Here is a 22,346-nt window from a genome sequence, read left to right as displayed (position 1 = left end):
AAATTATATCTTGCATCGGAAAAATTCATATGATATAATATCTCATTGTCAGGGCAGATTTTGAAATGACAATGAAATGGATGGATTCCCGAGTGGCCAAAGGGGACAGACTGTAAATCTGCTGCATATTGCTTCGGTGGTTCGAATCCACCTCCATCCATTTTGCCGGCGTGGCGGAACTGGCAGACGCGCAGGACTTAAAATCCTGTTGTGGAAACACAGTATCGGTTCGATTCCGATCGCCGGCATGATAATTGAAAGCAATAAGAAAGTATGCATTTTATGCGTGCTTTTTTTTGTGCATTCTTTTTCTTGTATAGCAATTCCCTGAATTACCAAAACAGTCAATGACTAAAACGGAAATTCTCTCGCAAATCTAACAGCTTCATATTATAATACGCACAAATAGAAGGGCAAAAGCTATATTATGAATAATCATATGAAACAAAGAAAAGGAGGGAGCATATGAAAGGCTTTATGAAAAAGATACTTTCAGCAGGTCTGGCGTTTGCACTGGTATTCACCATGTGCCCGGTTCTGGCATATGCGGACACACCGCAGGAAGCACAGGAAAAGACAGCAGAGACAGATGAACCGAAAGCAGAGACTACGGAGGTTAAAGCAACGGGAGCAGAAGCACCGGAAGTAGAGACTACGGAGGTTAAAGCAGAGTCTGCGGATGAAAAAAATACAGTACTGGTTTATGGAAGGATTGAGGGTTCACAGCACTGGACAAAGGATAATATCTATTATATTATAACGGATTCTACCCTGATTAACCCTGTAATTATCGGAGATCTAACGATCGATCCGGGAACGACGATCTGTTTCGGACAGGGGAATACTTCTCATGGTAAGATTGACCAAACAGATGTAAAATCTGCATCAGGTCTTAGGATTCTGTATGGTTCTCTTACTGCAAAGGGAACGGCAGAAGAACCGATCATTTTTAAAAATGATACAAATGATGAGAATTGGGCAGGGATTATATTTGATACACAGATAGAGGAAGATACAGAGCGGACCTGTGAAGGTGCAACCTTTGAATATTGTCAGTTTATCAACGGTGGAGAATATTTAGCAAGTGATGTGGAAGGAATGTTATCCGTAGACAGTACATCTGATGAGACGGATAGGAATTTTAATCTTACAGTAAATCAGTGTACCTTTGACAGCAGTGAGGTGGTTGCGGCAAAAACGGCAGCAGGGACTTCATTAGTGGATGGAAGTTCGGCAATCTATTTCCATGCCATGGACAGGAAAGTGGAGGTTAAGGTAACCAATTCAACATTTCGTGGAATGGGGCGAGCTTTAGAATCTACAGGAACGGAGTATGTCTATCCGGAGAATTTATCCTGCCTGGTTGAAGGCAACAATTTTGAGTCAGACGGATATTACAATAATACGATTTCTGAGGGAATGAGTTATATTGAATGGTCTGCGAACGCGGTTGTCAGAAATAATACATTTCATAATACAACTGGCAATGAGTTAAAAGGACCGGCATGTTGGTTAAGAGGCGGATGTGCAACTTATGAAGTGGAAGGTAATCACTTTATTGGGAATACGGATGCAACCGGAGAAAATGCAAACCAGTATGCACCATTGAAGATCAGAATTGGTGCAAATGTTAATGCGGATCAAACAAAGGCCTATGCGGCAAATACTTGTAACTACGGTGCAGACATAGGAAAATATGCGGAAGTAGTAAGATCGACACCGGAGCAGCCGGAAACGATTACCGGACAGACCGGTTATCTTGGAAAAATTGAAGGACTGGCATACCGTTTGCAGGGTCCGACTGTTGATAATGCACGAACAGTGACCATTGCACCGGGCGTAACCTGTTATATGAAAGATCTGACGGTAGAGTCTACAGGAAAACTCATTGCAAAGGGAACGAAAGCACGGCCGATCCATTTTATTGGAGAGAATGGCTATTATGCAAATTATATCTATCTGAATGGAGCATGGACAGATGGAAACTATGAAGATGCAAGTGCGGAAACTATCTTTGAAAATTGTACATTTGAAAAAAAGATTACCATCAGTCCGAAATTAGTTGAAATAAATACTAAGCCGATAAAGGAACTACCGGCAACTCTGTATATGAAAGATTGCCAGATGAAAGACGTTGAAAAGGGACTTAATATCAATATCAGGGGTGGATCATCGGATGGATCCATAGCGAGCCGGATAGAGCTTCAGAATGTGTCTATTGCAGGAAGAGTGAGAGACGGAGAAAGCAGCGATTGTGGTATTTATCTCTGGACAAATTATTATCCGGATGTAGCGACATTAGTAGAAGTGTCAAACTGCCGGATTTATAACTTTACAAAGGGAGTGGGTATTACGGCATATGTCTCAAGTCTTGATGAGAGTGAGAGTGCTATAGAAAATGCAGGAAAGCAGATGCAGTTGGATCATCTGACGATTGTAGGATGTAATACAGGTATCTTATACGGATGTCATGTATTACCGGTTATTAAAAACAGTATTATCGCGGGGAATACAAACACTCTGGAGTTGCAGGGAACGAATGCGCAGGAAGATAAAGGAAAAAATATCACATACTCCTGCCTGTATGGAACAGCAAAAGATGACAGCTTAAGTGATTATGGCACAGGCTGTATCACAAAAGATCCATGTTTTGCAGATGCAGCAAGTGGAGATTTCCATCTGAAATCCGCAGCAGGAAGATGGAATGGTACGACATGGGTAAAAGATACCGTGACAAGTCCATGCATTGATGCAGGAGAAGCATCAGCGGCTTATGCGAATGAGCCGTCTCCAAATGGAAACAGGGCAAATATGGGAGCTTATGGTAATACGGCAGAGGCATCCAAATCTACTTCCGGTGGAAGTACGGATCCGTCAGATCCGGGACAGACATGCAAACATACCAGTACAGAAGTGCGAAACCAGAAAGCGGCAACCTGTGAAACAGCAGGCTATACGGGAGATACTTACTGTAAGATCTGTAATACGAAACTTTCCACAGGAAAGAGCATTGCAGCAAAAGGCCACAGCGCAGAAGTACGCGATCAAAAAGCGGCAACCTGTACAACAGCAGGCTATACGGGAGATACTTACTGTAAGATCTGTAATAAAAAACTTTCCACAGGAAAGAGTATTGCAGCAAAAGGTCACAGCACCACAACAAAGACACAGAAAGCAACTGCAAGCAAGGATGGAAAGATTACAAGCACATGTACACGGTGTGGGACAACGACCAAAACGGTGAAGATTGCCAAGGTATCAAAGATAAAATTATCAAAGACAAAATATACCTATAATGGCAAGAAGCAGACACCGTCCGTGACCGTTAAGGACAGCAAAGGAAAAGAGCTGAAGGTAAACACGGATTATAAGGTAAAATTGCCAAGTGGCAGAAAAAATGTCGGAACCTATGAAGTGAAGATTACTTTCAAGGGAAGCAAGTATTCAGGAAGTAAGACCTTAAGCTATACGATCAATCCGAAGAGCACAAAACTTTCTAAAGTGAGTGCTAAGAAAAAAGGATTTGAAGCAAAATGGAAAAAACAGTCCACACAGACAAAAGGTTATCAGATCCAGTATTCCACAGACAGCAAGTTCAAGAGTGGAAATAAGACCGTGACTGTGAACAAGAACAGTACGACAAAGAAGACGATTTCCAAGTTAAAAGCAAAGAAGAAATACTATGTAAGAATCCGTACCTATAAAACAGTTGGAAAACAGAAATATTATTCCGACTGGAGCAAGAGTGTGAAAGTAACAACAAAGAAATAGGAATTGCAGCAGGAAGCTGATATGAAAAAATAAGAGAAAAAAGGCGGCTTGAGAATTTGCTCAGGCCGCCTTTATTGTGCTTTGTGAAGTGTTTTATTTTGTCCGTTTTGCCGTAGAAGCACGCACTACTAATTCAGGATGCAGAAGTGTCCTGCTGAGTGCTACACCGTGCAGCATGGAATTTAAAGAAAAATAACCGGTTCTTCCTAACTCCAGTCTGTCCTGACGGATCGTAGTCAGAAGCGGATGTAAGGTAGAAGAGATCGGCAGATCGTCAAAACCGATAACGCTGACATCGGTTGGGATGCGGCATCCGCGGCACTGACATTCCGAGAAGACTCCGCTTGCAATGACATCGCTGCTGCAAAGGATCGCACTGACACCACTGGCTAAGAAATTCGGAACATGCTCGCTGGCAGTTTCCGAAGAGAAATCACCATAGACAGCCAGTTCAGGATGTACGATCAGATCATGTTTTTCCATACTGTCGATAAACGCCTGATGACGGCTCTTAGAGATCATTGAATAAGACGGACCGTTCAAAAAGGCGATCTTTCTGTGACCAAGCTGATAGAGATGCTCGATCGCAGCATCAATACCCTCATCATTATCCGTTCCGATATAGGAAACATGAGGATTGTTCGGAATATAATTATCGAATAAGACGGCAGGAATCTTCGTATCCCGCAACTGGTCTAGCCAGGTGTCGTGGAGTGAAAAGCCGACAAAAAATGCACCGCTGTATCCGTTTTTAAGCATATAGGTGTCATATTTCTCAGAAAGCTGAAAATCAGGGGTAACCGGAATCACATCGACGTTCCAATTGTCCCGGAAAGCGGATTGTTTAAAACCCAGAATAATGTCATAGCCGAAATCCTCCGGAGATTCGTAATCCATATTTTTAATAAAAAGGCAGAGTTTTTTGAACTCCTCCTTTTTCATTTTCTTTGTCTGATAACCCATTTCAACCGCTGTATCTAAGACAAGCTGGCGAAGCTCCTCGCTGATATCGTTCGCACCATTTAAACCCTTGGAGACCGTGCTGAGTGAGATGCCAAGGCGGTCTGCAATGTCTTTGATGGTAGTCATTGTCCTCCTCCTTTGAAAAAAATAAAACAAATGTGCTGTAACAGTATACTTTATTTCATTATAGCACTAAAATGATGCAAATGGAAAGAAAAGCGCGAAATTTTTGTCTTTTTCTTAAGATAGGGAAATAGGAGTAGCAAAAAAGGCGAAAAAGGTGTATGATAGTTCGGTAAAAAAGAAATCATAGAATGAGGTATCGATCATGAAAAAAAGATTATTCGCAATGTTCCTTGTCCTCGTTATGATGACGGTAGCAGTGGCTGCCTGTGGGAAATCAGGGAATAAAGAATCATCCAAAAATAAAAACGGAGAAGAGACAGAGACCGAAGAAGCAAAACCGGTATATCAGTTTACGATTTGGGGAAGCAAAGCAGATCTGTCAGATGAAAAGGGAAGCTGGTTAAAGACTAGATGTGATATGTTTGCGGCAAAACATCAGGATGCAGAATTAGAATTTAAGTATGCAGCCTATACAGAAGAAAAAGCGGCAAAGAAGATGGAAGAAAACCGCGAGAAAGCACCGGATATTTTTATTTTTAACAGTGCACAGACCGCAGAACTTGTCGAGAGCCGTCTTTTGACAAGACTTTGGGGAGAGACCGAAGATTATGTACTTTCCTCGAATGCAACGAGCATTGGTGATCTGTCGAAATATGCGCAGAAAGTATATGGAATCCCGGTAGAGGCAAACCCATATGTTTTATATTATGATAAGAGAACATTATCCCAAGAGGATGTGCAGAATTTAGATACGATTCTTGCAAAAGGAGTGCTGGCATATCCATTAGACGATGAGAACTATCGAAACGCGTTTTATCAGGCACAGGATGTCGTAGAGGTGCCGGAGCAGGATGAAAACGGAACAGACGGTACAGAAGACGGCACAAAAGATAATACTCAGACAGATGACGCAGCACAGGACAACACACAAACGGATGCAGCGCAGCCGGAAGAATCCACACAGGATAACACACAGTCAGAAAATGGCGAGCAGAAGGAATCCGAGCCATTAGCAAAGGAAACAGTAGATGCATGGCTTGCAACATTCCGTTCCAATCCGCAGGTATTAAACGATACCGATGGAAATGCGGGGATCACAGGACTGAAAGACGGAACCGTACAGGCAGCAGTACAGGATGCGTCAGCTTATGACAAGATGAAAGAAGCCTTAGGAGAAAATCTCGGAGTGGCAGCACTTCCTGTTTTTACTATAGATGGAATGACAAAGCAGATGAAGTGTGTGACAGAAGCAAAATGTATCGGAGTCAATCCGGACTGTGAGAATTTTGAAATGACGATCGCATTAGCAACCTATCTTGGAAGTGCCGATTCCCAGCAGATGCATTATGACATGAGTGGTGTTATACCGGTCAATCTGTCCGCAGTACAGACGTTGAGAAGTGATGTGGAGTTAGCAGACGTGATCGCCCAGATCGCAGACAAAGAGAATCCGGGTTGGGATTTGCCGGAAGAGGAAGAAGAGGAATAGTACTAAGCGGTAAGTTACGCCATGGGAAGGGACAGGAGCTATGTCAAATACAACCAAGCGGGCATTAGAGGAATCACTGAAAAAATTGCTGTTAAGCAAACCTTTGGACAAAATTACGATCAATGACCTGACAACGGATTGCGGGATCAGCCGGATGACTTTTTATTATCATTTTCAGGACATCTACGATCTGGCGGAGTGGGCGTGTGTAGAGGATGGAAAACGTGCTTTACAGGACAAGCGCACCTATGATACCTGGCAGGAAGGCTTAGAGCAGATTTTTGAAGTGGTATTGAAAAATAAACCGTTTATTACCAATGTATACCATTCTGTCAGCAAAGAAAAAATAGAGAATTATCTGTACAAGCTGACTTATGAACTGATCATCGGCGTAGTAGAGGAAAAGAGCAAGGGAACAGGTTTATCGGAGGAAAATAAAAGTTTTATTGCAGATTTTCACAAATACGGCTTTGTCGGTCTGATGCTGGACTGGATCAAGCAGGGGATGAAAGAAGACTATCATGAGATTGTGGAAAGAATGAGTGTGATGTTACATGGCAATATCACGAATTCAATTCAGAATTTTGAGCAGAATAAAAAAGGATGAATCTTATCAAAAAGGGTAGAATGATAAAAAATTTATCATTCTGCCTTTTTTGTAAGTTGGAAAAAAAGGCGGAGAGGAATAGGATGAAGTTGAAAAGAAAAATCAGAAGCCGACAGAAGAAAGGTGGAATTTTTTATGAGTAAAAAAACAGGTATTAGAATTGGTGTGGCAGCACTTGCAGCAGGTGCAGGTGTTGCAGCCGTAGCAGCAAAAAATCATAAGAAGCCGGAGACTAAAACGACAAAGAAAAATAAAAGTAATTCCGGAAAAGAAGAGTATCGTAATACAGAACTTGGAAAACATGAAAAGAACAGCAAGGGAATTTATTATACCAATGGTAACTACGAGGCATTTGCCCGTCCGAAAAAGCCGGAGGGTGTAGATGAGAAGAATGCCTACATCGTAGGAAGCGGATTAGCAGCATTGGCAACGGCATGTTTCTTGGTAAGAGACGGACAGATGCCGGGTTCCCATATCCATATTTTAGAAGCAATGGATATTGCAGGCGGTGCCTGTGATGGTATTTTTGACCCGACCAGAGGTTATGTGATGCGTGGCGGACGTGAGATGGAAAATCATTTTGAATGTCTGTGGGATTTGTTCCGCAGTATTCCTTCCATTGAGACACCGGGCATATCCGTGTTAGATGAATATTACTGGTTGAATAAAGAAGACCCGAATTACTCGCTGTGCCGTGCAACCGTAAACCGCGGCGAAGATGCGCACACAGACGGTAAATTTAACTTAAGCCAGAAGGGCTGCATGGAGATCATGAAGCTGTTCATGACCAAGGATGAAGATCTGTATGATAAAACGATCGAAGATGTATTTGACGAAGAAGTATTTAACTCCACGTTCTGGCTCTATTGGAGAACCATGTTTGCGTTTGAAAACTGGCACAGTGCCTTAGAGATGAAGCTCTACTTCCAGAGATTTATCCATCATATTGCAGGACTTCCGGATTTCAGTGCATTAAAATTTACAAAGTACAACCAATATGATTCCCTGATCCTTCCGATGCAGAAATATCTTGAGGATGCGGGCGTAGACTTCCAGTTCAATACGGAAGTAACCAATGTTATTTTTGAATTTGAAGGCAATAAGAAAATTGCAAAAACTATTGAGTGTAAAGTCAAAGGCGTAGAAAACGGCATTATGCTGACAGAAAACGATTTAGTCTTTGTAACCAACGGAAGCTGTACAGAGGGTACGATCTACGGTGATCAGAACCATGCACCGAACGGAGATGCAGAAGTCAGAACAAGCGGCTGCTGGAACCTCTGGAAGAATATCGCAAAACAGGACCCGGCATTCGGTCATCCGGAAAAATTCTGCTCAGATGTAGCAAAGACAAACTGGGAGTCTGCAACGATCACCACATTGGATGATAAAATCATTCCTTATATTACGAACATCTGCAAACGTGATCCGAGAAGCGGAAAAGTAGTCACCGGTGGTATTGTAAGCTGTCAGGATTCCAGCTGGCTGTTAAGCTGGACGATCAATCGTCAGGGACAGTTCAAAGATCAGGACAAAGACAAAGTATGCGTCTGGGTATACGGACTCTTTACGGATGTTCCGGGAGATTATATTAAGAAACCGATGAAAGACTGTACCGGTAAAGAGATTACACAGGAGTGGCTGTATCATATCGGAGTTCCGACAGACCAGATCGATGATCTTGCAGAAAACAGTGCCGTTTCCGTACCGACCATGATGCCATACATTACAGCATTCTTTATGCCAAGGACCAAGGGCGACCGCCCGGATGTCATCCCGGATGGATGTGTCAACTTCGCATTTTTAGGACAGTTTACCGAGACACCGAGAGATACGGTATTTACAACAGAGTATTCGGTCAGAACCGCAATGGAAGCAGTCTATGGACTTCTCGGTGTAGACCGTGGTGTGCCGGAGGTATGGGGCAGTGTCTATGACATCCGCGAACTTTTAGACAGCAGTGTAAAACTGATGGATGGAAAATCCCCATTAGAGATTTCCCTGCCGGGACCACTCAATGTGTTAAAGAAACCATTGCTTCGCGTCGTAAAAGGAACGGTCGTAGAAAAAATCTTAAGGGACCACGATGTGATCAAAGAGGGCATGCTCTAGGATCGCTGCGAAAATAAAATATTCATAGTGTAGTTAGTGGTAACAGGCGTATGCCCTCTCCGGGTTTTCACGCCTGTTGCTTTTGTATAAGGGCATCTACATCTGATATATATCACCGAATCCCTACGAGTTCACACGTCTGTTGCTTTGTATAAGCGATGAAAATGCTTATGTATGGTATGTCCTGAAGGATATTTGTACCTGAATAGATTTTTGCGGCTTTAACGATAATTCGTGCCAGAAAACGACACCTGGTGCCTGAATGGTTGTGCGGTTAACTGTTAATATGATATCATGTGCTAAAGTAGCACAGAATTAACATTTGATGTTCGTTGATCGTGTAAATGGGTTGAGTCTCTTGTAAACATAGTATTATGTGTAAACTACTGGATAATTGGTGCAGAGTCTGAGATTCATGTAAATATTTATGCTAACGGTCATGCATATCAGGTTAATTATGAAATCAACATAAGAACAGAGGAGAAGGAACATGAAGAAAAGAGTTGGTTGTGTTTTTATGAGTATGCTCCTATTTTTTGGAATAGCGGTCATGGGGGTGGACGCAGCGGGGAAAAAGCAGGATTTTACACCGAAAACCATTACAGTTAAAAAATCATACACATCTTCAACAGAAAAATATCTGAACGAAAAGAAAACATACCGAATTATCAAAAGTTATGATGAATTAAAACAATTCCAAAAGAAAACACAGAAAGCATATGTAAAAGCAAATGGCAAGCAGGCAAAAGCAAAGTTCGAGAAATCTGCATTTAATAAAAAACTGAACCGGTACAAAAAGTCTTATTTTAAATCCAAGACACTTTGTATTATCGAGGATTCACAGAGCAGCAGTTCTAAAAAAGTCAAACCCGGGAAAGTAAAATTAAAGCAGAACGCAAAGGGAAAGATTTATTTGCAATTAGAAGTACAGGTAAAATCTCCTGGAAAGAATGTGAGCATGACAACCGATATGCATTATTATCAGTATTTTGTGGAAGCGAATGCAAAAGATGTAAAGCAAATACAGAGTTGTAAGGTGAAGAATGTGGATTTGAACAAATGAGAATCCCTGAATAAAGCACCGTAAAACAGAGGGATAACATCATAAGCAAAATATCAGGCAAAATTATCATAAAAAATTGTAGAAAATGTCTTGACAATTATGCATCTTTCATGTAAAATTCTATTTGTTGACGTAAGAAAGCGAAATGCCCAGTTAGCTCAGTTGGTAGAGCAGAGGACTGAAAATCCTCGTGTCTCTGGTTCGATTCCGGAACTGGGCATTGTGCGGGTGTAGTTCAATGGTAGAACACCAGCCTTCCAAGCTGGATACGTGGGTTCGATTCCCATCACCCGCTTAGCTGTTGACAGAACAGCAAGTAATTTTGTATGCGCGAGTGGCTCAGTTGGTGGAGCACGACCTTGCCAAGGTCGGGGCCGCGGGTTCGAGTCCCGTCTCGCGCTCTTTTTATTTATGGTTAACCCCTTGCAAATGTGGTTTTTGCAAGGGGTTTTCTTTATTCTGTATCCTATTTCTCTCTCGTCATAGACATTGTCGTAGTAACCCCGAAACCTGTCATCTGATAAGTGAGTTTTCCATCTTTATAAGTGAACTTCTTAGTATCATCTGAGGAAGCCAGCGGTTCTTTATCCGTCTTGTCTTTGTCACGCTTGGATTCCCAGGAGTATTCGTTACCGGAATCTTTTGGAGCATCGTAGGAACCAACCCAGAATACCGAGGTGGATTCGCCTTCGTCAGAGATCCAGTTGATCGTGATGACATCATCTTTGATCTCAGCTTCCATCCAGCTTCCGTCCTCTTCTTTTGTTTTCCAGGTGCCGCTCAGGTCTGTTTTACTGTTGCTTCCACAGGCGTAGAGTGACAGTACGAAAATGCCAACGAGTAGTATGGCAAATAATTTTTTTCTCATAAAGGATCCTTCTTTCTTTGAAATATTCTGTCTTTTTTCTTTTGCCGTTCCAGATGAAATCGGAACTGCTTATTCTATTATAGCAAAAAGTCCTCGATATGGGGAGATTTTAAAATATGAAATGTTTTTATGGTTACTTTTGAGAGAAAGAACGGATTTCTGAACATAATAATATTTTGATGGATTTTTCAGAATCTTACATCTATAAATGCAGGAAAAAGGGGAATATTATTTGACATATAGCGAAAATTATACTATCTCTTAGCGCGATATACATCGACAAAAGAAAGTCTTTGGAGTATAATATTCCGAGCGGGAATGAGTTTTGGATCGTTGGAGGATAAGAGAGTGAATATCATTATTGTGGGAAGCGGAAAAGTAGGATATACGCTTGCCCAGCATTTGAATGCCGAGGGACACGAGATTACGGTCATTGACTCGGATGAGGAAAAAATAAAAGACCTTTCTTCGGAAATGGACATCTATTGCGTATTGGGAAATGGTACCAGTTACCGGACCCAAAAAGAAGCAGGCATTGAAAAAGCAGACCTTCTGATCTCCGTTGCAAACCAGGATGAAGTCAATTTGTTAAGCTGCCTGATCGCGAAAAAGGCAGGTAACTGCCAGACGATCGCAAGAGTGAGAAATCCGGAATATTACGATGAAATTGGATATATAAGAGAAGAACTTGGACTGTCTATGTCCATTAACCCGGAATGGGAGGCTGCAAACGAGATGGCACGTCTGATACAGTATCCGTCTGCCCTTGCAGTAGAGAAATTCCGTGGTGGAATGACCCTGCTTCGTGTAGTCATTCCGGAAAAATCCGTATTAAACGGAATGAGTGTTGCAGAATTTGCCGTTAAGATCAGCAGACAGATCCTGGTTTGTATTGTAAAACGTGGAAAAGAGATCCGGATTCCGGATGGTAATTTTGTACTGATGGCTGGTGATGCAATTTCCGTCAGCCTTCCGATCCGCGAGGCAACTCCGTTTTTTAAAAAGATCGGTGTACCGGCGAACCCAATCAAATCCGTCATGGTAGCAGGAGGAGGAATGATTTCTTTCTATCTTGCAAAAATCCTTCAGGATACCGGAGTGGAAGTAAAGATCATTGAAGAAAATAAAAAGCGTTGTGAAGAACTGAGTGAAGCATTGCCACATGCTATGATCATTCAGGGGGAAGCAATTGATAAAGAGCTTTTATTAGAAGAAGAAATCCGTGAGACAGATGCATTTGCGGCAATGACCGATATCGATGAGGAAAATATCATGCTTTCTCTTTATGCGAAAAAAGTGTCACATGCAAAGACCATGACAAAGATAGATAAGATTGAATTCCCCGAAGTCGTCGATGATCTGGGGATTGACAGCCTGATCGTGCCAAAGGTCATTACCGGTGTGTCCATTATCCGTTATGTGCGTGCAATGCAAAACACCATGGGAAGTAATGTACAGACACTTTATCGTATGATCGATGGACGGGTAGAAGCATTAGAGTTCATTGTCAGCAAGACAGCAAAAGTCACTAACAAACCAATCTGTGAATTGAAGATTAAGAAAAATCTGCTGATCTGCTCAATACAGAGAAAGGGGAAACTGATCACACCAAGCGGAAATGATATGCTGCAGAGTGGAGACAGTGTCATCATCGTAACGACAAATCTGGGTCTGGACGATATTGATGATATATTAGAAGGTTAGGAAAATGAATAAAAAAACTGTGATATATATTTTGGGCTGTGTCTTGGTATTTGTGTCAGCATTCATGCTGTTACCGTGGTTTGTCAGCCTGATCTATAGCGAAGAAACCGGAAAATATTTTTTGTATACAGCAATTGCAGGCTTTGTCCTTGGAAGGATCATGACATGGAAAAAGCCGGAAAAAGGCGGTTTTTTTGCAAAAGAAGGATTTGTCAGTGTGGCATTGAGCTGGATCGTTCTCAGTGTGGTCGGAGCAATCCCACTCTGGCTCAGTGGTGAGATTCCAAATTTCGTAGATGCCTTGTTTGAGATCGTATCCGGATTTACAACCACCGGAGCAAGCATTGCGGAAAATGTAGAAGCATTTTCTCATACGGCACTCTTCTGGCGAAGTTTCAGCCATTGGATTGGCGGTATGGGTGTACTGGTGTTTATGATGGCGATCCTGCCGTTAGCAGATGGAGAGAATATGCATATCCTGCGAGCAGAAAGTCCGGGACCGATCGTATCCAAACTGGTGCCGCGTATGCGAAAAACAGCAGGAATACTGTATCTCATCTACCTGACAATGACTATGTTAGAGATCATTGCTTTGCTGATCAGTGGGCTGCCGACATTTGATGCCGTGTGTATGTCTCTTGGAACGGCAGGAACCGGAGGCTTTGGTCTGGTTGTAGACAGTGCGGCAAGCTATACGGCACTGCAGCAGGTGATCATTACGATATTCATGGTGCTGTTTGGTGTCAATTTCAGTTTCTTCTATCTGATTTTGATGAAAAAGAGCAGTGATGCTTTTAAAATAGAAGAAGTCCGTTGGTATTTTGCCATTTTTGGAATTGCATCTATTTTGATTACTTTGGATTTAACACATAATGCAAGTGAACTGTTGCATAACCTGAATCTGGCAACATTTCAAGTGGCATCGGTTATGACAACTACCGGATATGCGACTGCGGATTTCAATCTGTGGCCGACATTTTCAAAGAATATTTTAGTCATGCTGATGTTTGTAGGTGCCTGCGCGGGCAGTACCGGAGGCGGAATTAAGGTCAGCCGTTTGATCATTTATATCAAATCCTCGATCCGGGAAGTCAGCCATCTGATCCATCCGCGAAGCGTCAAGGTTGTAAAAATGGATGATAAGGCGGTATCTGATGAAACGATCCGCACCACACATATGTATCTGATCGTATACATGTTTATTTTTGCGGCATCCCTTTTCCTGCTTAGTCTGGATAAGCATGATATGGTTACGAATTTTACCGCGATTGCAGCAACATTAAATAATATCGGGCCGGGACTGGAAGTAGTAGGACCGATGGGCGGTTATGGAGGATTTTCCGTGTTGTCAAAGCTGGTTATGATCTTTGATATGCTGATCGGAAGACTGGAGATTTTCCCACTGTTGATCTTATTTGCACCGCGTGTATGGAAACATCGTTAATGAAAGAGAGCAGAATGGTAACCGGATAGTCCGAAGGATTGGAGGGGAAGATACAATGGCAAGTAATTGTGAAAGCTGCGTCAATTATGTCTATGACGATGAGATGGAGTGCTACTGCTGTGATATGAATTTAGATGAGGATGATATGGTAAAGTTTCTGACCGGAAGTTTTGACAACTGTCCGTATTATCGTCTGGATGATGAATATGCAGTGGTAAGACACCAGATGTAAGATAATATAAAATTTTTGTACAAAATATATAGAGAAATCAAAAAAGTCAGGTACAGTCCGTTTCTAGGGAATCTGTACCTGACTTTTTTCGCGACAAGGTCAGGGTGTTAAAAGACAGCTCACAACATAGTGGCTGGCAACCTGGCTTTGTGCACGTTGCCGATCCAAAAACCGGAAACCGTCTTTTGCTCCCGAATCTCTATAGAAAATACCGAAATGTCATTGCATTTTTGATATTTGCATGTTAAAATTGACTATAGTCAATAATGAATACTAAACTACAGTCAAAGGAGCGTGAAAAATGCCAAAAGGTTTACAGCCTAAAGGAGTGGCGAGAAGAAACAAAATGCTCTTAGCAGCCGTCCAGTTGTTTTTAGAAAATGGCTATGAAAAGACAACGACAGCGGCGATCGCAAGGGCAGCGGGAATGGCACCATCATCGTTTTTTGCTGCATTTGAGAATAAAGAGGCATTGTTATTGACATTGGTACAGCAGATGTTCAATAGACAGTTTGAGAATGCAGAACAGCTTTTAGGGGAGCAGAAAGATCCGCTGATGCTGTATGGAATAGAGACTGCGTTGCAGATGTATATTACAGAGTTGTCGGAACCGTTACGGGAATTATATGTGATGGCGTACTCACTGCCGACAACCTGTGAATATATATATAACAATACGGCAGAAAGGCTGAGCGTGATCTTTGCCGATTATCTTCCCGAAGCAGAAAAAAAGGATTTTTATGAAATGGATATTGCTTCCGGGGGAATCACCCGTGGATTTATGGCGAAGCACTGTCATCTGTACTTTAAGATAGAGGATAAGATCAGACGGCATCTGCAGTGCTGTTTTACACTCTATCAGGTGCCCAAGGAGAAGCAGGATGCAGTGATCGATGCGGTATTAGAGGTGGATCTGCAATCTATCGCACAAAAACTGATAGAAGATACCATCGTGCAGGCGCATCGGGGATTTGAAGCAGTGATGACTACGAAAGAAGGAAAGAAGGCATAGCATAGGAAAAAGAATAGGAGGGCTAGGATGAAAAAAGAAATATGGAAAAGGATGTTGTGTGTTGCAACCGCAACAGTTGTGTGTCTGACATCCATACCGGGGACGGTTTTTGCGGATGAGACAGGATGCAAGGAGGCAAAAGACGGCAAACATGTTCCGAATGAGGATAAGAAAGAATTAGTGAAAATGGCAACCTGTACAGAGGACGGAGAGTGGCTGATCTACTGTCTGTACTGTAATACACAGTATACAACAGAAATCATTCCGGCGACAGGTCATGAGTGGGGAGATAAGAAACAGATCAGGGAAGCAGGATGTGTGACTACCGGCGAGGTGCAGTATACCTGTCAGAATTGCAACGAAGTGAAAACAGAGACCACACCGGCAAAAGGTCATACGATCGTAACGGACAAAGGAGTGACACCGACCTGTACACAGAGCGGTCTGACAGAAGGAAAACATTGCTCTGTCTGTAATGAAGTGATTCAGAAGCAGAAAAAGTTAGCACCGAAAAAACACCATGCCGTAACGGACAAGGCGGTAGAGGCAACCTGCAGTAAAGAAGGACTGACAGAAGGAAAACACTGTTCCGTCTGCAATCAGGTTCTTGTGGAGCAGAAGAAAGTACGGAAAAAACGCCATGTGCTTCAAAAGAAAAAAGGGACACCGGCAACCTGTACAGAATACGGATGGACAGACAGAATTTTCTGCACCGTCTGCAATACGGTCACGCAAAGAAGGGTAAGGATAGCACCACTGGGACATACGATCGTAACGGATCCGGCAGTAGAGGCGACTTGTACGGAAAGTGGTCTGACAGAAGGAAAGCATTGCTCCGTATGTAAGAAAGTTATTACCCGGCAAAAAGAGATTCCGGCAAAAGGTCACAAGATCGTAACGGATCCGGCAGTGGAGGCAACCTGTACACAGAGCGGTCTGACAGAGGGAAAACATTGTTCCGTATGCAAGGAAGTGATCACAGAGCAGAAAGTAATCCCGGCGAAAGGTCATACGATCGTAACCGACAAGGCGGTAAAGGCAACCTGTGAGCAGAGCGGTCTGACAGAAGGAACACACTGTTCTGATTGTAATGAAGTAATCCAAAAACAGGAAACCATAGCGGCACTTGGACATGAGTATATAGCGGGTGCAATCTATGATAAAAAGACAGCACAAGTGGTAGATATATGTAAACGCTGTGCTAAACAAACAAAGAGACTGGCAAATTTAGTATCACTGATAGGGGATGAACAAAATACCAAGTTCGAGGATATGGATGGAAAAGAAATCTCTTCGATCCCGGACAATCTGAAAATTTTTTCCGGTGAATCAGAGGATGGAAAAAGAAATCTGTTATATGTAAATGAAAAGGATGAAAAGCAGTTACGCGAGTTTTCGATGCTGTCAGAGCATAAAGAACTGAATAATCTTACTTTGCAGTTTGGGAAAGATGAAAATGCAGGTACGATACAGATGGATGCAGCGGATGGTATCAATCAGCTTGGAATCCGTATGAAGCCGTATGAAAACGGAGAAGTCTTAATATACGTTTCAGAAGACATTGTGAATGCATCCATAAAAAATATTAAGAAAAATGGCAACTCTATCATCTGTGAAACAGACAATGGAAGCAAACTGGCCATTTCCAGCGATCATATGAATTATGAGGTGGGAAAGACAGATGTTCCGAAAAAGAAAGATGATTCTGTTTTGAACCAGCTTGTAGCAAAGAGAGTAGAGGGAAGCGAGGACACAGTGGAGTTTTCATTACAGCAGGTAGAGGAGGAACAGAAAGACTCAAAGACAGAGGACGAATCCAAAGCAGAGAAAGATTCAAAGACAGAGGATAAATCCAAAGCAGAGAATGAGTCCAAGGCGGAAGATAAGTCCAAGACAGAAGATACCGCTAAAACAGAAGATAAATCTGCGTCCGAGGATCCAATGGAACCGATCCAGATCATCTTTGCAACAAAAGAAATGGCAAAAGATGAAGAGGAAGATGAAAAGAAGTCACAGGATGATTCCACACAGATCAAAATGATCGAGGAGGATGAGCCAACACAGAAGATTGAAAAAATAAAAGATGAGGAGCCGAGTATCATCATCATCAGATTCGTAGATCCGCCTGTAGAGGAAAAGAAAGAAGAAAAGGAAGAAGAAAAACAAGAGGAAGTAAAGACAGTGAACTTTGAGTTCGAGACTTTACATACCAGTTGTACGATAAGTGGATACAAATACTGTTCATTTAAAGAAGTTAATGATAAATACCACAAATGTAAAAATAAAAAAAATATATTCAAAAAATGTAAAAACACGGATACTCACAAATGGAGTAAGGGTAAATGTGGAGAGTGTGGTGCATGGCACTACAATCATACCCCTGTATACTACGACAAGATTAAGGATGGAATACAAGGATGGTGTACAACGTGTGGTATGAAGTGGACCGGACGTGGTTGGGTAATATATGGCTCATAGTGTAAATATTGTGGAGAGCCACAGAAGAGATAAGAAGCAGGTAGAAGTCCTGTGAAATAGGCAATAAAAATGCACGCGTAAATCTGCGCGTGCATTTTTCTATTTTCAAATATTATTTTAAAAATCCGTTGATGATCTGTTCTTCGGCTTCTGCTTCGGTCAGACCAAGTGTCATCAGTTTGATCAACTGGTCACCTGCAATTTTACCGATCGCAGCTTCGTGGATCAGGCTGGCATCAATGTTATTAGCGGAAAGCTCCGGCGTAGCATCAACATGGGCATTTTCCATAATGATGGCATCACATTCGCTGTGGCCGGCACATTTATTGTTACCGCTGATCTTTGCTAAAAAGACCTGATGGGATTCGCCCTTGGCAACGGAACGGGATACGATATTGGTGCTGGAATCCTTTCCGTTGAGTTCTACATGGAAATCAGTCTTTGCATACTGTTTTCCGTGTGTCATGATCTTTTCGCGGACCTCTAAAGTCGCTCCGTCTTTTAAGTCGCCTCTGGTGATACGGTTGGTGGAATCGATTCCCTTGATCTGGGTAGTCTCCATTTCCATATAGGCGTTCTCTTCTAAGTGGACAACGGTCTGAGGATTCATAATGTTCTCACCGCGTCCATCGCCTTCCCCATAGTGTCTTTCGATATAGCGGACTTTGGAATTTTTTCCAACATAGAAGGTGTGTACACCGTCATGCTTTGAAGTATCAGTTCCACAGTTGTGGATACCGCAGCCTGCAATAATGGTAACATCGCAGTTCTCTCCGACGTGGAAATCATTATAGACTAACTCCTGTAAACCGCTCTGGCTTAAAATAACCGGAATGTGTACACTTTCATTTGTAGTTCCCGGTTTGATATAAATATCGATACCGGACTTGTCCTGTTTGGAAATAATATCAATATTCGCAGTAGTGTTGCGTCCGGCAAGCTGTCCGTCCGAACGGATGTTATAAGCTCCCTCCGGGATCTCATGCAGTCCCGCAACCTGCTCTAATAAATTCTTCTGAATGGCATCCATGCTAAGACCTCCTTTTTATGCTTTATCTGTTAATGTCTTGCAAGTGCTTGGCTGGTTCATCAGGCGTGGCATGATCTCTTCTTTCGAACCGATGGAATCCACGCTGCCGTTTGCAATGACGATGATCTTATCTGCAATGTTTAAAATACGCTCCTGGTGGGAGATGATCAGGATAGAGCCGTTGATCTCATCTCTCATTTTTTCAAATACCTTGATCAGGCTGTTAAAGCTCCAAAGATCAATACCTGCTTCCGGCTCGTCAAAAATAGAAAGCTGGGTTCCTCTTGCTAAAATAGTAGCGATCTCGATTCGCTTTAACTCACCGCCGGAAAGGCTGGAGTTCACTTCACGGTCAATGTATTCTCTGGCACAAAGGCCAACCTCAGAGAGAATATCACAGATATCGCTGACAGACATCGGTTTGCCTGCTGCAATATTTACCAGATCTTTTACCGTCAGTCCCTTGAAATGGACCGGCTGCTGGAAAGCAAAGCTGATACCGCGTTTGGCACGCTCAGTAATGCTGAGATCTGTAATGTCTTCTCCGTTAAACAGGATCTGACCGCTGGTCGGTGTATGAATGCCGGCAATGATGCGGGCAAGTGTGGATTTACCGCCACCGTTCGGACCGGTGATCGCCACAAAATGTTCATCAATCGTCAGATTGACATTTTTTAGAATCTCTTTATTGTCATTGTCGTCATCGACTTCATAACTGATATTTTTTAATTCTAACATAGTTCCTCCAAATTTTTGATAAATATATAACAATCAAGCTACATTATACTATGACGGGATGTTGTTCTCAACTGTAGTTTGACAGAAATTGCCAAAAAGTGCATCGGCTATGCCGGATAGTGGAGTCTGTCATCCGAAATATGCTCTAACACTTCCTCTAAGTATTTTTTTGCAACATATTTTGCCATAGGCAGATTTAAGTCTAAATAATTGCCACAGTCCTTAGCGGCAGCTCCCGGGATCGTACCCTCGTAATCACGGATAAACGTAAACATTTCTGTTAAAAGTGTAACGATGTCCTCAGATTCGTAATCGCCGGCAAGGATCAGATAGAATCCGGTGCGGCAGCCCATCGGTCCAAAATAAATGGTTTTTGAGGCAAAATCCTTATGATTGCGTAAAAAAGTTGCACCCAGATGCTCGATAGCGTGTATTTCCGCAGTATTCATGACCGGTTCAAAATTCGGGCGTGTCATGCGGATATCAAAAGTGGTAAGCACTTCGCTTCCGGCATGGTCTTTTCTGGACACATAGACACCCGGAAGAAGTCTTAAATGATCTACAGTAAAACTTGCGATTTTTTCCATTATAAATTACCTGCCATTTCTAAGATCAAAGTTACAGAGTTCGCGATTGCCATTTTTTCAAATGCAGGATAGTCCATAGAAGCACTGTCATCTGCTTTATCGGAAATGGCACGGATGATCAAAAACGGGATGTTGTTCAGATAAGCGGCATGTGCGATCGCAGCACCTTCCATTTCGGTACAGTAACCGCCGAAGGTCTCTACCAGCCAGTCCTTTTTCTCATGGCTGGAAACAAACTGGTCACCGCTTACCACACGACCCTCAAATACCTTTACACCGGAAAGAACCTTGTCACAGGATTCTTTGGCAACTTTTCGAAGATGCTCATCTGCCGTAAAAGAAAGCGTGTCCATTCTTGGGATCTGACCCAGCGGATAACCGAAAGAAACGGCATCCATATCATGCTCTAACGTATCTGTGGACAACACAATATCCCCGATATCGATATCCTTATTTAAAGAGCCGGCGATTCCGGTGTTGATGACAGCATCGACTTCGTAATCATCGACAAGGATCTGTGTACAGATACCGGCATTGACTTTACCGATACCGGAACGTACAACAACAGCTTCCTTTCCATTTAAAAATCCTTTATAAAAATCCATGGAAGCCTTGCTGTGGACTTCCACATCTGTCATATGCTCTTTGAACTTTGCAACTTCTTCGTCCATTGCTCCAATAATTCCTAACATACAATCCTCCTCTTTTTGTGATTTTAACTCAAACAGTTCCATTTTAAGCCAATTTCGGGGAAAATACAATAGTCAGGGTTCTTCTTTTTCAGGGAAAAAACTGCCGCGTATGACAGCATTTTCTCCATAGCGGGATTTGATCTGATCCAAGGCAGCATCTAATTTCTGCTGCTTTTCGGATTTTGCTTCTAAATAACCGGAGTCAAACAGAGTCATCTGGACCGGTGCATCCTCATCTAAGAGTTTTCCGGTGCGGATACCGAGCAGCCGTATCGGAGTGTGGTTCCAAAGCTCATCAAAGAGACGGCAGGAGAGCTCATAGATCGGCTGGGTCGAATTCGTGGGAAAGAGCAGCACCTTCTGGTGCGAGGTACGTTGAAACGTGCTGTATTTGATCTCCACGGTTACGGACTGTGCAAGCTGATTGGACTTTCGGAGCCTCGAAGAGACCTGTTCCGCTAAGGCAAGCAGCACTTTTTTGGCATCGTCGGCATTCGAAACGTCCTGTGCCAAAGTCGTGGAATTGCCGACACCTTTTAATTTTTCAACAGTGCTGTGTACTTCTGCGGGAGCAATCCCGTTGGCATATTCCCACATGAGCAGCCCATGGCTTTTGAATTCCCGTATTAAAAAATCTTTGTCGGTATGTGCGAGTTCTCCGATCGTTGTGATCCCAAGAGAACGCAGTCTGGCAGAGCTGGATCTTCCTACCATATAAAGATCCTCGATAGGAAGCGGCCAGAGTTTTTTCGGGATCTCTTCTTTCCAGAGCGTGTGGATGCGGTCTGGTTTTTCAAAATCACTTGCCATCTTAGCGAGCAGCTTATTCGGTGCGATCCCGATGTTAACGGTAAAGCCAAGTTGCTCTTTGACAGTCTTAGAAATAAGGGTGGCTCCGGCAATCGGAGATTTGTATTGATAGGCGATCGGTGTAAAGTCCAAAAAACATTCATCAATGGAAAGCTGTTCAATGTCCGGTGTAAACGTACGCAGAAGCGTCATAAGCTGCTTGGAATACTGACGGTACATCGCATGATCCGGACGTGCGATAACCAGGGATTCGCATTTTCGAAGAGCATGTGCGACCGGTTCGCCGGTTTTGATACCGAACGTTTTCGCAGAAGTAGATTTTGCCAGTACGATCCCATGGCGGCTCTCACGGTCTCCGCCGATAATGGACGGGATTGTGCGCAGATCGACCGTGCTTCCATTTTTCAGTTGTTCAATGGCAGTCCAGCTTAAAAAAGCGGAATTTACGTCAATATGAAAAATAACCGGTTCCAAGTTCCAAATCTCCTTTTTGCAGATTTCTTTCTAAAACTCTTTCTAAAATTTGTTCTAAATTTTGTCCTAAAACTCATTCTGAATTTGTTCTGAATCTCTTCCTAATAAAATAGGTCTGTTCCGTCAAATAAAAATGTCGGATAAAA

17 protein-coding genes and 5 tRNA genes are annotated in these 22,346 nt (G+C 42.6%); 15 read left to right on the top strand and 7 right to left on the bottom strand.

The annotated features are described in order from the left end of the window. The first annotated feature begins 78 nt into the window (after nucleotides 1-78). From WMO43_RS10515 to WMO43_RS10505, 3 genes are all read left to right on the top strand, one after another. Nucleotides 79-160, top strand: a tRNA-Tyr gene (locus WMO43_RS10515). A 4-nt stretch (nucleotides 161-164) separates the two neighbouring features. Further along, nucleotides 165-248: transfer RNA gene (locus WMO43_RS10510), tRNA-Leu, on the top strand. Nucleotides 249-465: 217 nt separating this feature from the next. Further along, the gene (locus WMO43_RS10505; RefSeq protein ID WP_353531127.1) at nucleotides 466-3,771 is read left to right on the top strand and encodes a fibronectin type III domain-containing protein; all 3,306 of its coding nucleotides are present in this window, start codon (nucleotides 466-468) and stop codon (nucleotides 3,769-3,771) included. A 93-nt stretch (nucleotides 3,772-3,864) separates the two neighbouring features. Here WMO43_RS10505 and WMO43_RS10500 read toward each other — a convergent pair whose 3' ends face one another. Next, the gene (locus tag WMO43_RS10500) at nucleotides 3,865-4,860 is read right to left on the bottom strand and encodes a LacI family DNA-binding transcriptional regulator (RefSeq protein WP_353531126.1); all 996 of its coding nucleotides are present in this window, start codon (nucleotides 4,858-4,860) and stop codon (nucleotides 3,865-3,867) included. Nucleotides 4,861-5,062: 202 nt separating this feature from the next. Between WMO43_RS10500 and WMO43_RS10495 the strand changes: the two genes are divergently transcribed. The 7 genes from WMO43_RS10495 (at nucleotide 5,063) to WMO43_RS10465 (ending at nucleotide 10,532) form a co-directional block, all read left to right on the top strand. Continuing rightward, nucleotides 5,063-6,349: an extracellular solute-binding protein gene (locus tag WMO43_RS10495; RefSeq protein WP_177962338.1), complete on the top strand. Its 1,287-nt coding sequence runs from the start codon at nucleotides 5,063-5,065 to the stop codon at nucleotides 6,347-6,349. Between the two features lie 40 nt (nucleotides 6,350-6,389). Further along, the gene (locus WMO43_RS10490; RefSeq protein ID WP_177962339.1) at nucleotides 6,390-6,956 is read left to right on the top strand and encodes a TetR/AcrR family transcriptional regulator; all 567 of its coding nucleotides are present in this window, start codon (nucleotides 6,390-6,392) and stop codon (nucleotides 6,954-6,956) included. 135 nt (nucleotides 6,957-7,091) lie between these two features. Next, on the top strand, nucleotides 7,092-9,068 hold the full coding sequence (locus WMO43_RS10485) for an oleate hydratase (protein ID WP_353531125.1): 1,977 nt from the start codon (nucleotides 7,092-7,094) through the stop codon (nucleotides 9,066-9,068). Nucleotides 9,069-9,558: 490 nt separating this feature from the next. Further along, nucleotides 9,559-10,131, top strand: a complete 573-nt coding sequence (locus WMO43_RS10480) for a hypothetical protein (protein WP_353531124.1) — start codon at nucleotides 9,559-9,561, stop codon at nucleotides 10,129-10,131. Nucleotides 10,132-10,278: 147 nt separating this feature from the next. Beyond that, nucleotides 10,279-10,351: transfer RNA gene (locus tag WMO43_RS10475), tRNA-Phe, on the top strand. Between the two features lie 4 nt (nucleotides 10,352-10,355). Further along, nucleotides 10,356-10,426: transfer RNA gene (locus WMO43_RS10470), tRNA-Gly, on the top strand. Between the two features lie 33 nt (nucleotides 10,427-10,459). Next, nucleotides 10,460-10,532, top strand: a tRNA-Gly gene (locus WMO43_RS10465). Between the two features lie 65 nt (nucleotides 10,533-10,597). On the opposite strand, the gene WMO43_RS10460 is transcribed toward WMO43_RS10465, so the two are convergent. Next, nucleotides 10,598-10,999 (bottom strand): hypothetical protein, encoded by a 402-nt coding sequence (locus tag WMO43_RS10460; RefSeq protein WP_177962342.1) that lies wholly within the window; start codon nucleotides 10,997-10,999, stop codon nucleotides 10,598-10,600. Between the two features lie 348 nt (nucleotides 11,000-11,347). Here WMO43_RS10460 and trkA point away from each other — a divergent pair, with 348 nt between their 5' ends. From trkA to WMO43_RS10435, 5 genes are all read left to right on the top strand, one after another. Further along, nucleotides 11,348-12,703, top strand: coding sequence for a Trk system potassium transporter TrkA (gene trkA, locus WMO43_RS10455; protein WP_353531123.1), 1,356 nt, complete (start codon nucleotides 11,348-11,350; stop codon nucleotides 12,701-12,703). Nucleotides 12,704-12,707: 4 nt separating this feature from the next. Then, a complete protein-coding gene (locus WMO43_RS10450) occupies nucleotides 12,708-14,147 on the top strand; it encodes a TrkH family potassium uptake protein (protein WP_353531121.1) in 1,440 nt (479 codons plus the stop codon). A gap of 55 nt (nucleotides 14,148-14,202) precedes the next feature. Next, on the top strand, nucleotides 14,203-14,379 hold the full coding sequence (locus WMO43_RS10445) for a DUF6472 family protein (RefSeq protein WP_177962345.1): 177 nt from the start codon (nucleotides 14,203-14,205) through the stop codon (nucleotides 14,377-14,379). Nucleotides 14,380-14,680: 301 nt separating this feature from the next. Further along, nucleotides 14,681-15,391, top strand: a complete 711-nt coding sequence (locus WMO43_RS10440) for a TetR/AcrR family transcriptional regulator (RefSeq protein ID WP_353531120.1) — start codon at nucleotides 14,681-14,683, stop codon at nucleotides 15,389-15,391. A gap of 27 nt (nucleotides 15,392-15,418) precedes the next feature. Continuing rightward, on the top strand, nucleotides 15,419-17,869 hold the full coding sequence (locus WMO43_RS10435) for a hypothetical protein (protein WP_353531119.1): 2,451 nt from the start codon (nucleotides 15,419-15,421) through the stop codon (nucleotides 17,867-17,869). Between the two features lie 112 nt (nucleotides 17,870-17,981). On the opposite strand, the gene WMO43_RS10430 is transcribed toward WMO43_RS10435, so the two are convergent. The 5 genes from WMO43_RS10430 to WMO43_RS10410 form a co-directional block, all read right to left on the bottom strand. After that, a complete protein-coding gene (locus WMO43_RS10430; protein ID WP_353531118.1) occupies nucleotides 17,982-18,899 on the bottom strand; it encodes a SufB/SufD family protein in 918 nt (305 codons plus the stop codon). A gap of 15 nt (nucleotides 18,900-18,914) precedes the next feature. Then, the gene (locus tag WMO43_RS10425; protein WP_177962348.1) at nucleotides 18,915-19,637 is read right to left on the bottom strand and encodes an ABC transporter ATP-binding protein; all 723 of its coding nucleotides are present in this window, start codon (nucleotides 19,635-19,637) and stop codon (nucleotides 18,915-18,917) included. A 107-nt stretch (nucleotides 19,638-19,744) separates the two neighbouring features. Beyond that, nucleotides 19,745-20,224 carry an S-ribosylhomocysteine lyase gene (locus WMO43_RS10420; RefSeq protein ID WP_177962349.1) on the bottom strand — a complete coding sequence of 160 codons (480 nt, stop codon included), beginning with the start codon at nucleotides 20,222-20,224 and terminating at the stop codon, nucleotides 19,745-19,747. Then, on the bottom strand, nucleotides 20,224-20,916 hold the full coding sequence (locus WMO43_RS10415) for a 5'-methylthioadenosine/adenosylhomocysteine nucleosidase (protein ID WP_353531117.1): 693 nt from the start codon (nucleotides 20,914-20,916) through the stop codon (nucleotides 20,224-20,226). Before WMO43_RS10415 ends, WMO43_RS10420 begins: the two co-directional genes overlap by 1 nt. 72 nt (nucleotides 20,917-20,988) lie before the next feature. Beyond that, nucleotides 20,989-22,200 (bottom strand): DNA polymerase Y family protein, encoded by a 1,212-nt coding sequence (locus WMO43_RS10410; protein WP_353531116.1) that lies wholly within the window; start codon nucleotides 22,198-22,200, stop codon nucleotides 20,989-20,991. Between the last annotated feature and the right edge of the window lie 146 nt (nucleotides 22,201-22,346).

Origin of the sequence: Maccoyibacter intestinihominis, from assembly GCF_040096355.1 — a bacterium.
Lineage (GTDB): Bacteria > Bacillota > Clostridia > Lachnospirales > Lachnospiraceae > Maccoyibacter > Maccoyibacter intestinihominis.
The sequence above is the reverse complement of the archived record's forward strand: the minus strand, read 5'-3'. Positions and strand labels throughout refer to the sequence as shown.

Coding starts and splice junctions, on each gene's coding strand:
- WMO43_RS10505 (WP_353531127.1), top strand. CDS start 466: ATGAAAGGCTTTATGAAAAAGATACTTTCAGCAGGTCTGGCGTTTGCA.
- WMO43_RS10500 (WP_353531126.1), bottom strand. CDS start 4,860: ATGACTACCATCAAAGACATTGCAGACCGCCTTGGCATCTCACTCAGC.
- WMO43_RS10495 (WP_177962338.1), top strand. CDS start 5,063: ATGAAAAAAAGATTATTCGCAATGTTCCTTGTCCTCGTTATGATGACG.
- WMO43_RS10490 (WP_177962339.1), top strand. CDS start 6,390: ATGTCAAATACAACCAAGCGGGCATTAGAGGAATCACTGAAAAAATTG.
- WMO43_RS10485 (WP_353531125.1), top strand. CDS start 7,092: ATGAGTAAAAAAACAGGTATTAGAATTGGTGTGGCAGCACTTGCAGCA.
- WMO43_RS10480 (WP_353531124.1), top strand. CDS start 9,559: ATGAAGAAAAGAGTTGGTTGTGTTTTTATGAGTATGCTCCTATTTTTT.
- WMO43_RS10460 (WP_177962342.1), bottom strand. CDS start 10,999: ATGAGAAAAAAATTATTTGCCATACTACTCGTTGGCATTTTCGTACTG.
- WMO43_RS10450 (WP_353531121.1), top strand. CDS start 12,708: ATGAATAAAAAAACTGTGATATATATTTTGGGCTGTGTCTTGGTATTT.
- WMO43_RS10445 (WP_177962345.1), top strand. CDS start 14,203: ATGGCAAGTAATTGTGAAAGCTGCGTCAATTATGTCTATGACGATGAG.
- WMO43_RS10440 (WP_353531120.1), top strand. CDS start 14,681: ATGCCAAAAGGTTTACAGCCTAAAGGAGTGGCGAGAAGAAACAAAATG.
- WMO43_RS10435 (WP_353531119.1), top strand. CDS start 15,419: ATGAAAAAAGAAATATGGAAAAGGATGTTGTGTGTTGCAACCGCAACA.
- WMO43_RS10430 (WP_353531118.1), bottom strand. CDS start 18,899: ATGGATGCCATTCAGAAGAATTTATTAGAGCAGGTTGCGGGACTGCAT.
- WMO43_RS10425 (WP_177962348.1), bottom strand. CDS start 19,637: ATGTTAGAATTAAAAAATATCAGTTATGAAGTCGATGACGACAATGAC.
- WMO43_RS10420 (WP_177962349.1), bottom strand. CDS start 20,224: ATGGAAAAAATCGCAAGTTTTACTGTAGATCATTTAAGACTTCTTCCG.
- WMO43_RS10415 (WP_353531117.1), bottom strand. CDS start 20,916: ATGTTAGGAATTATTGGAGCAATGGACGAAGAAGTTGCAAAGTTCAAA.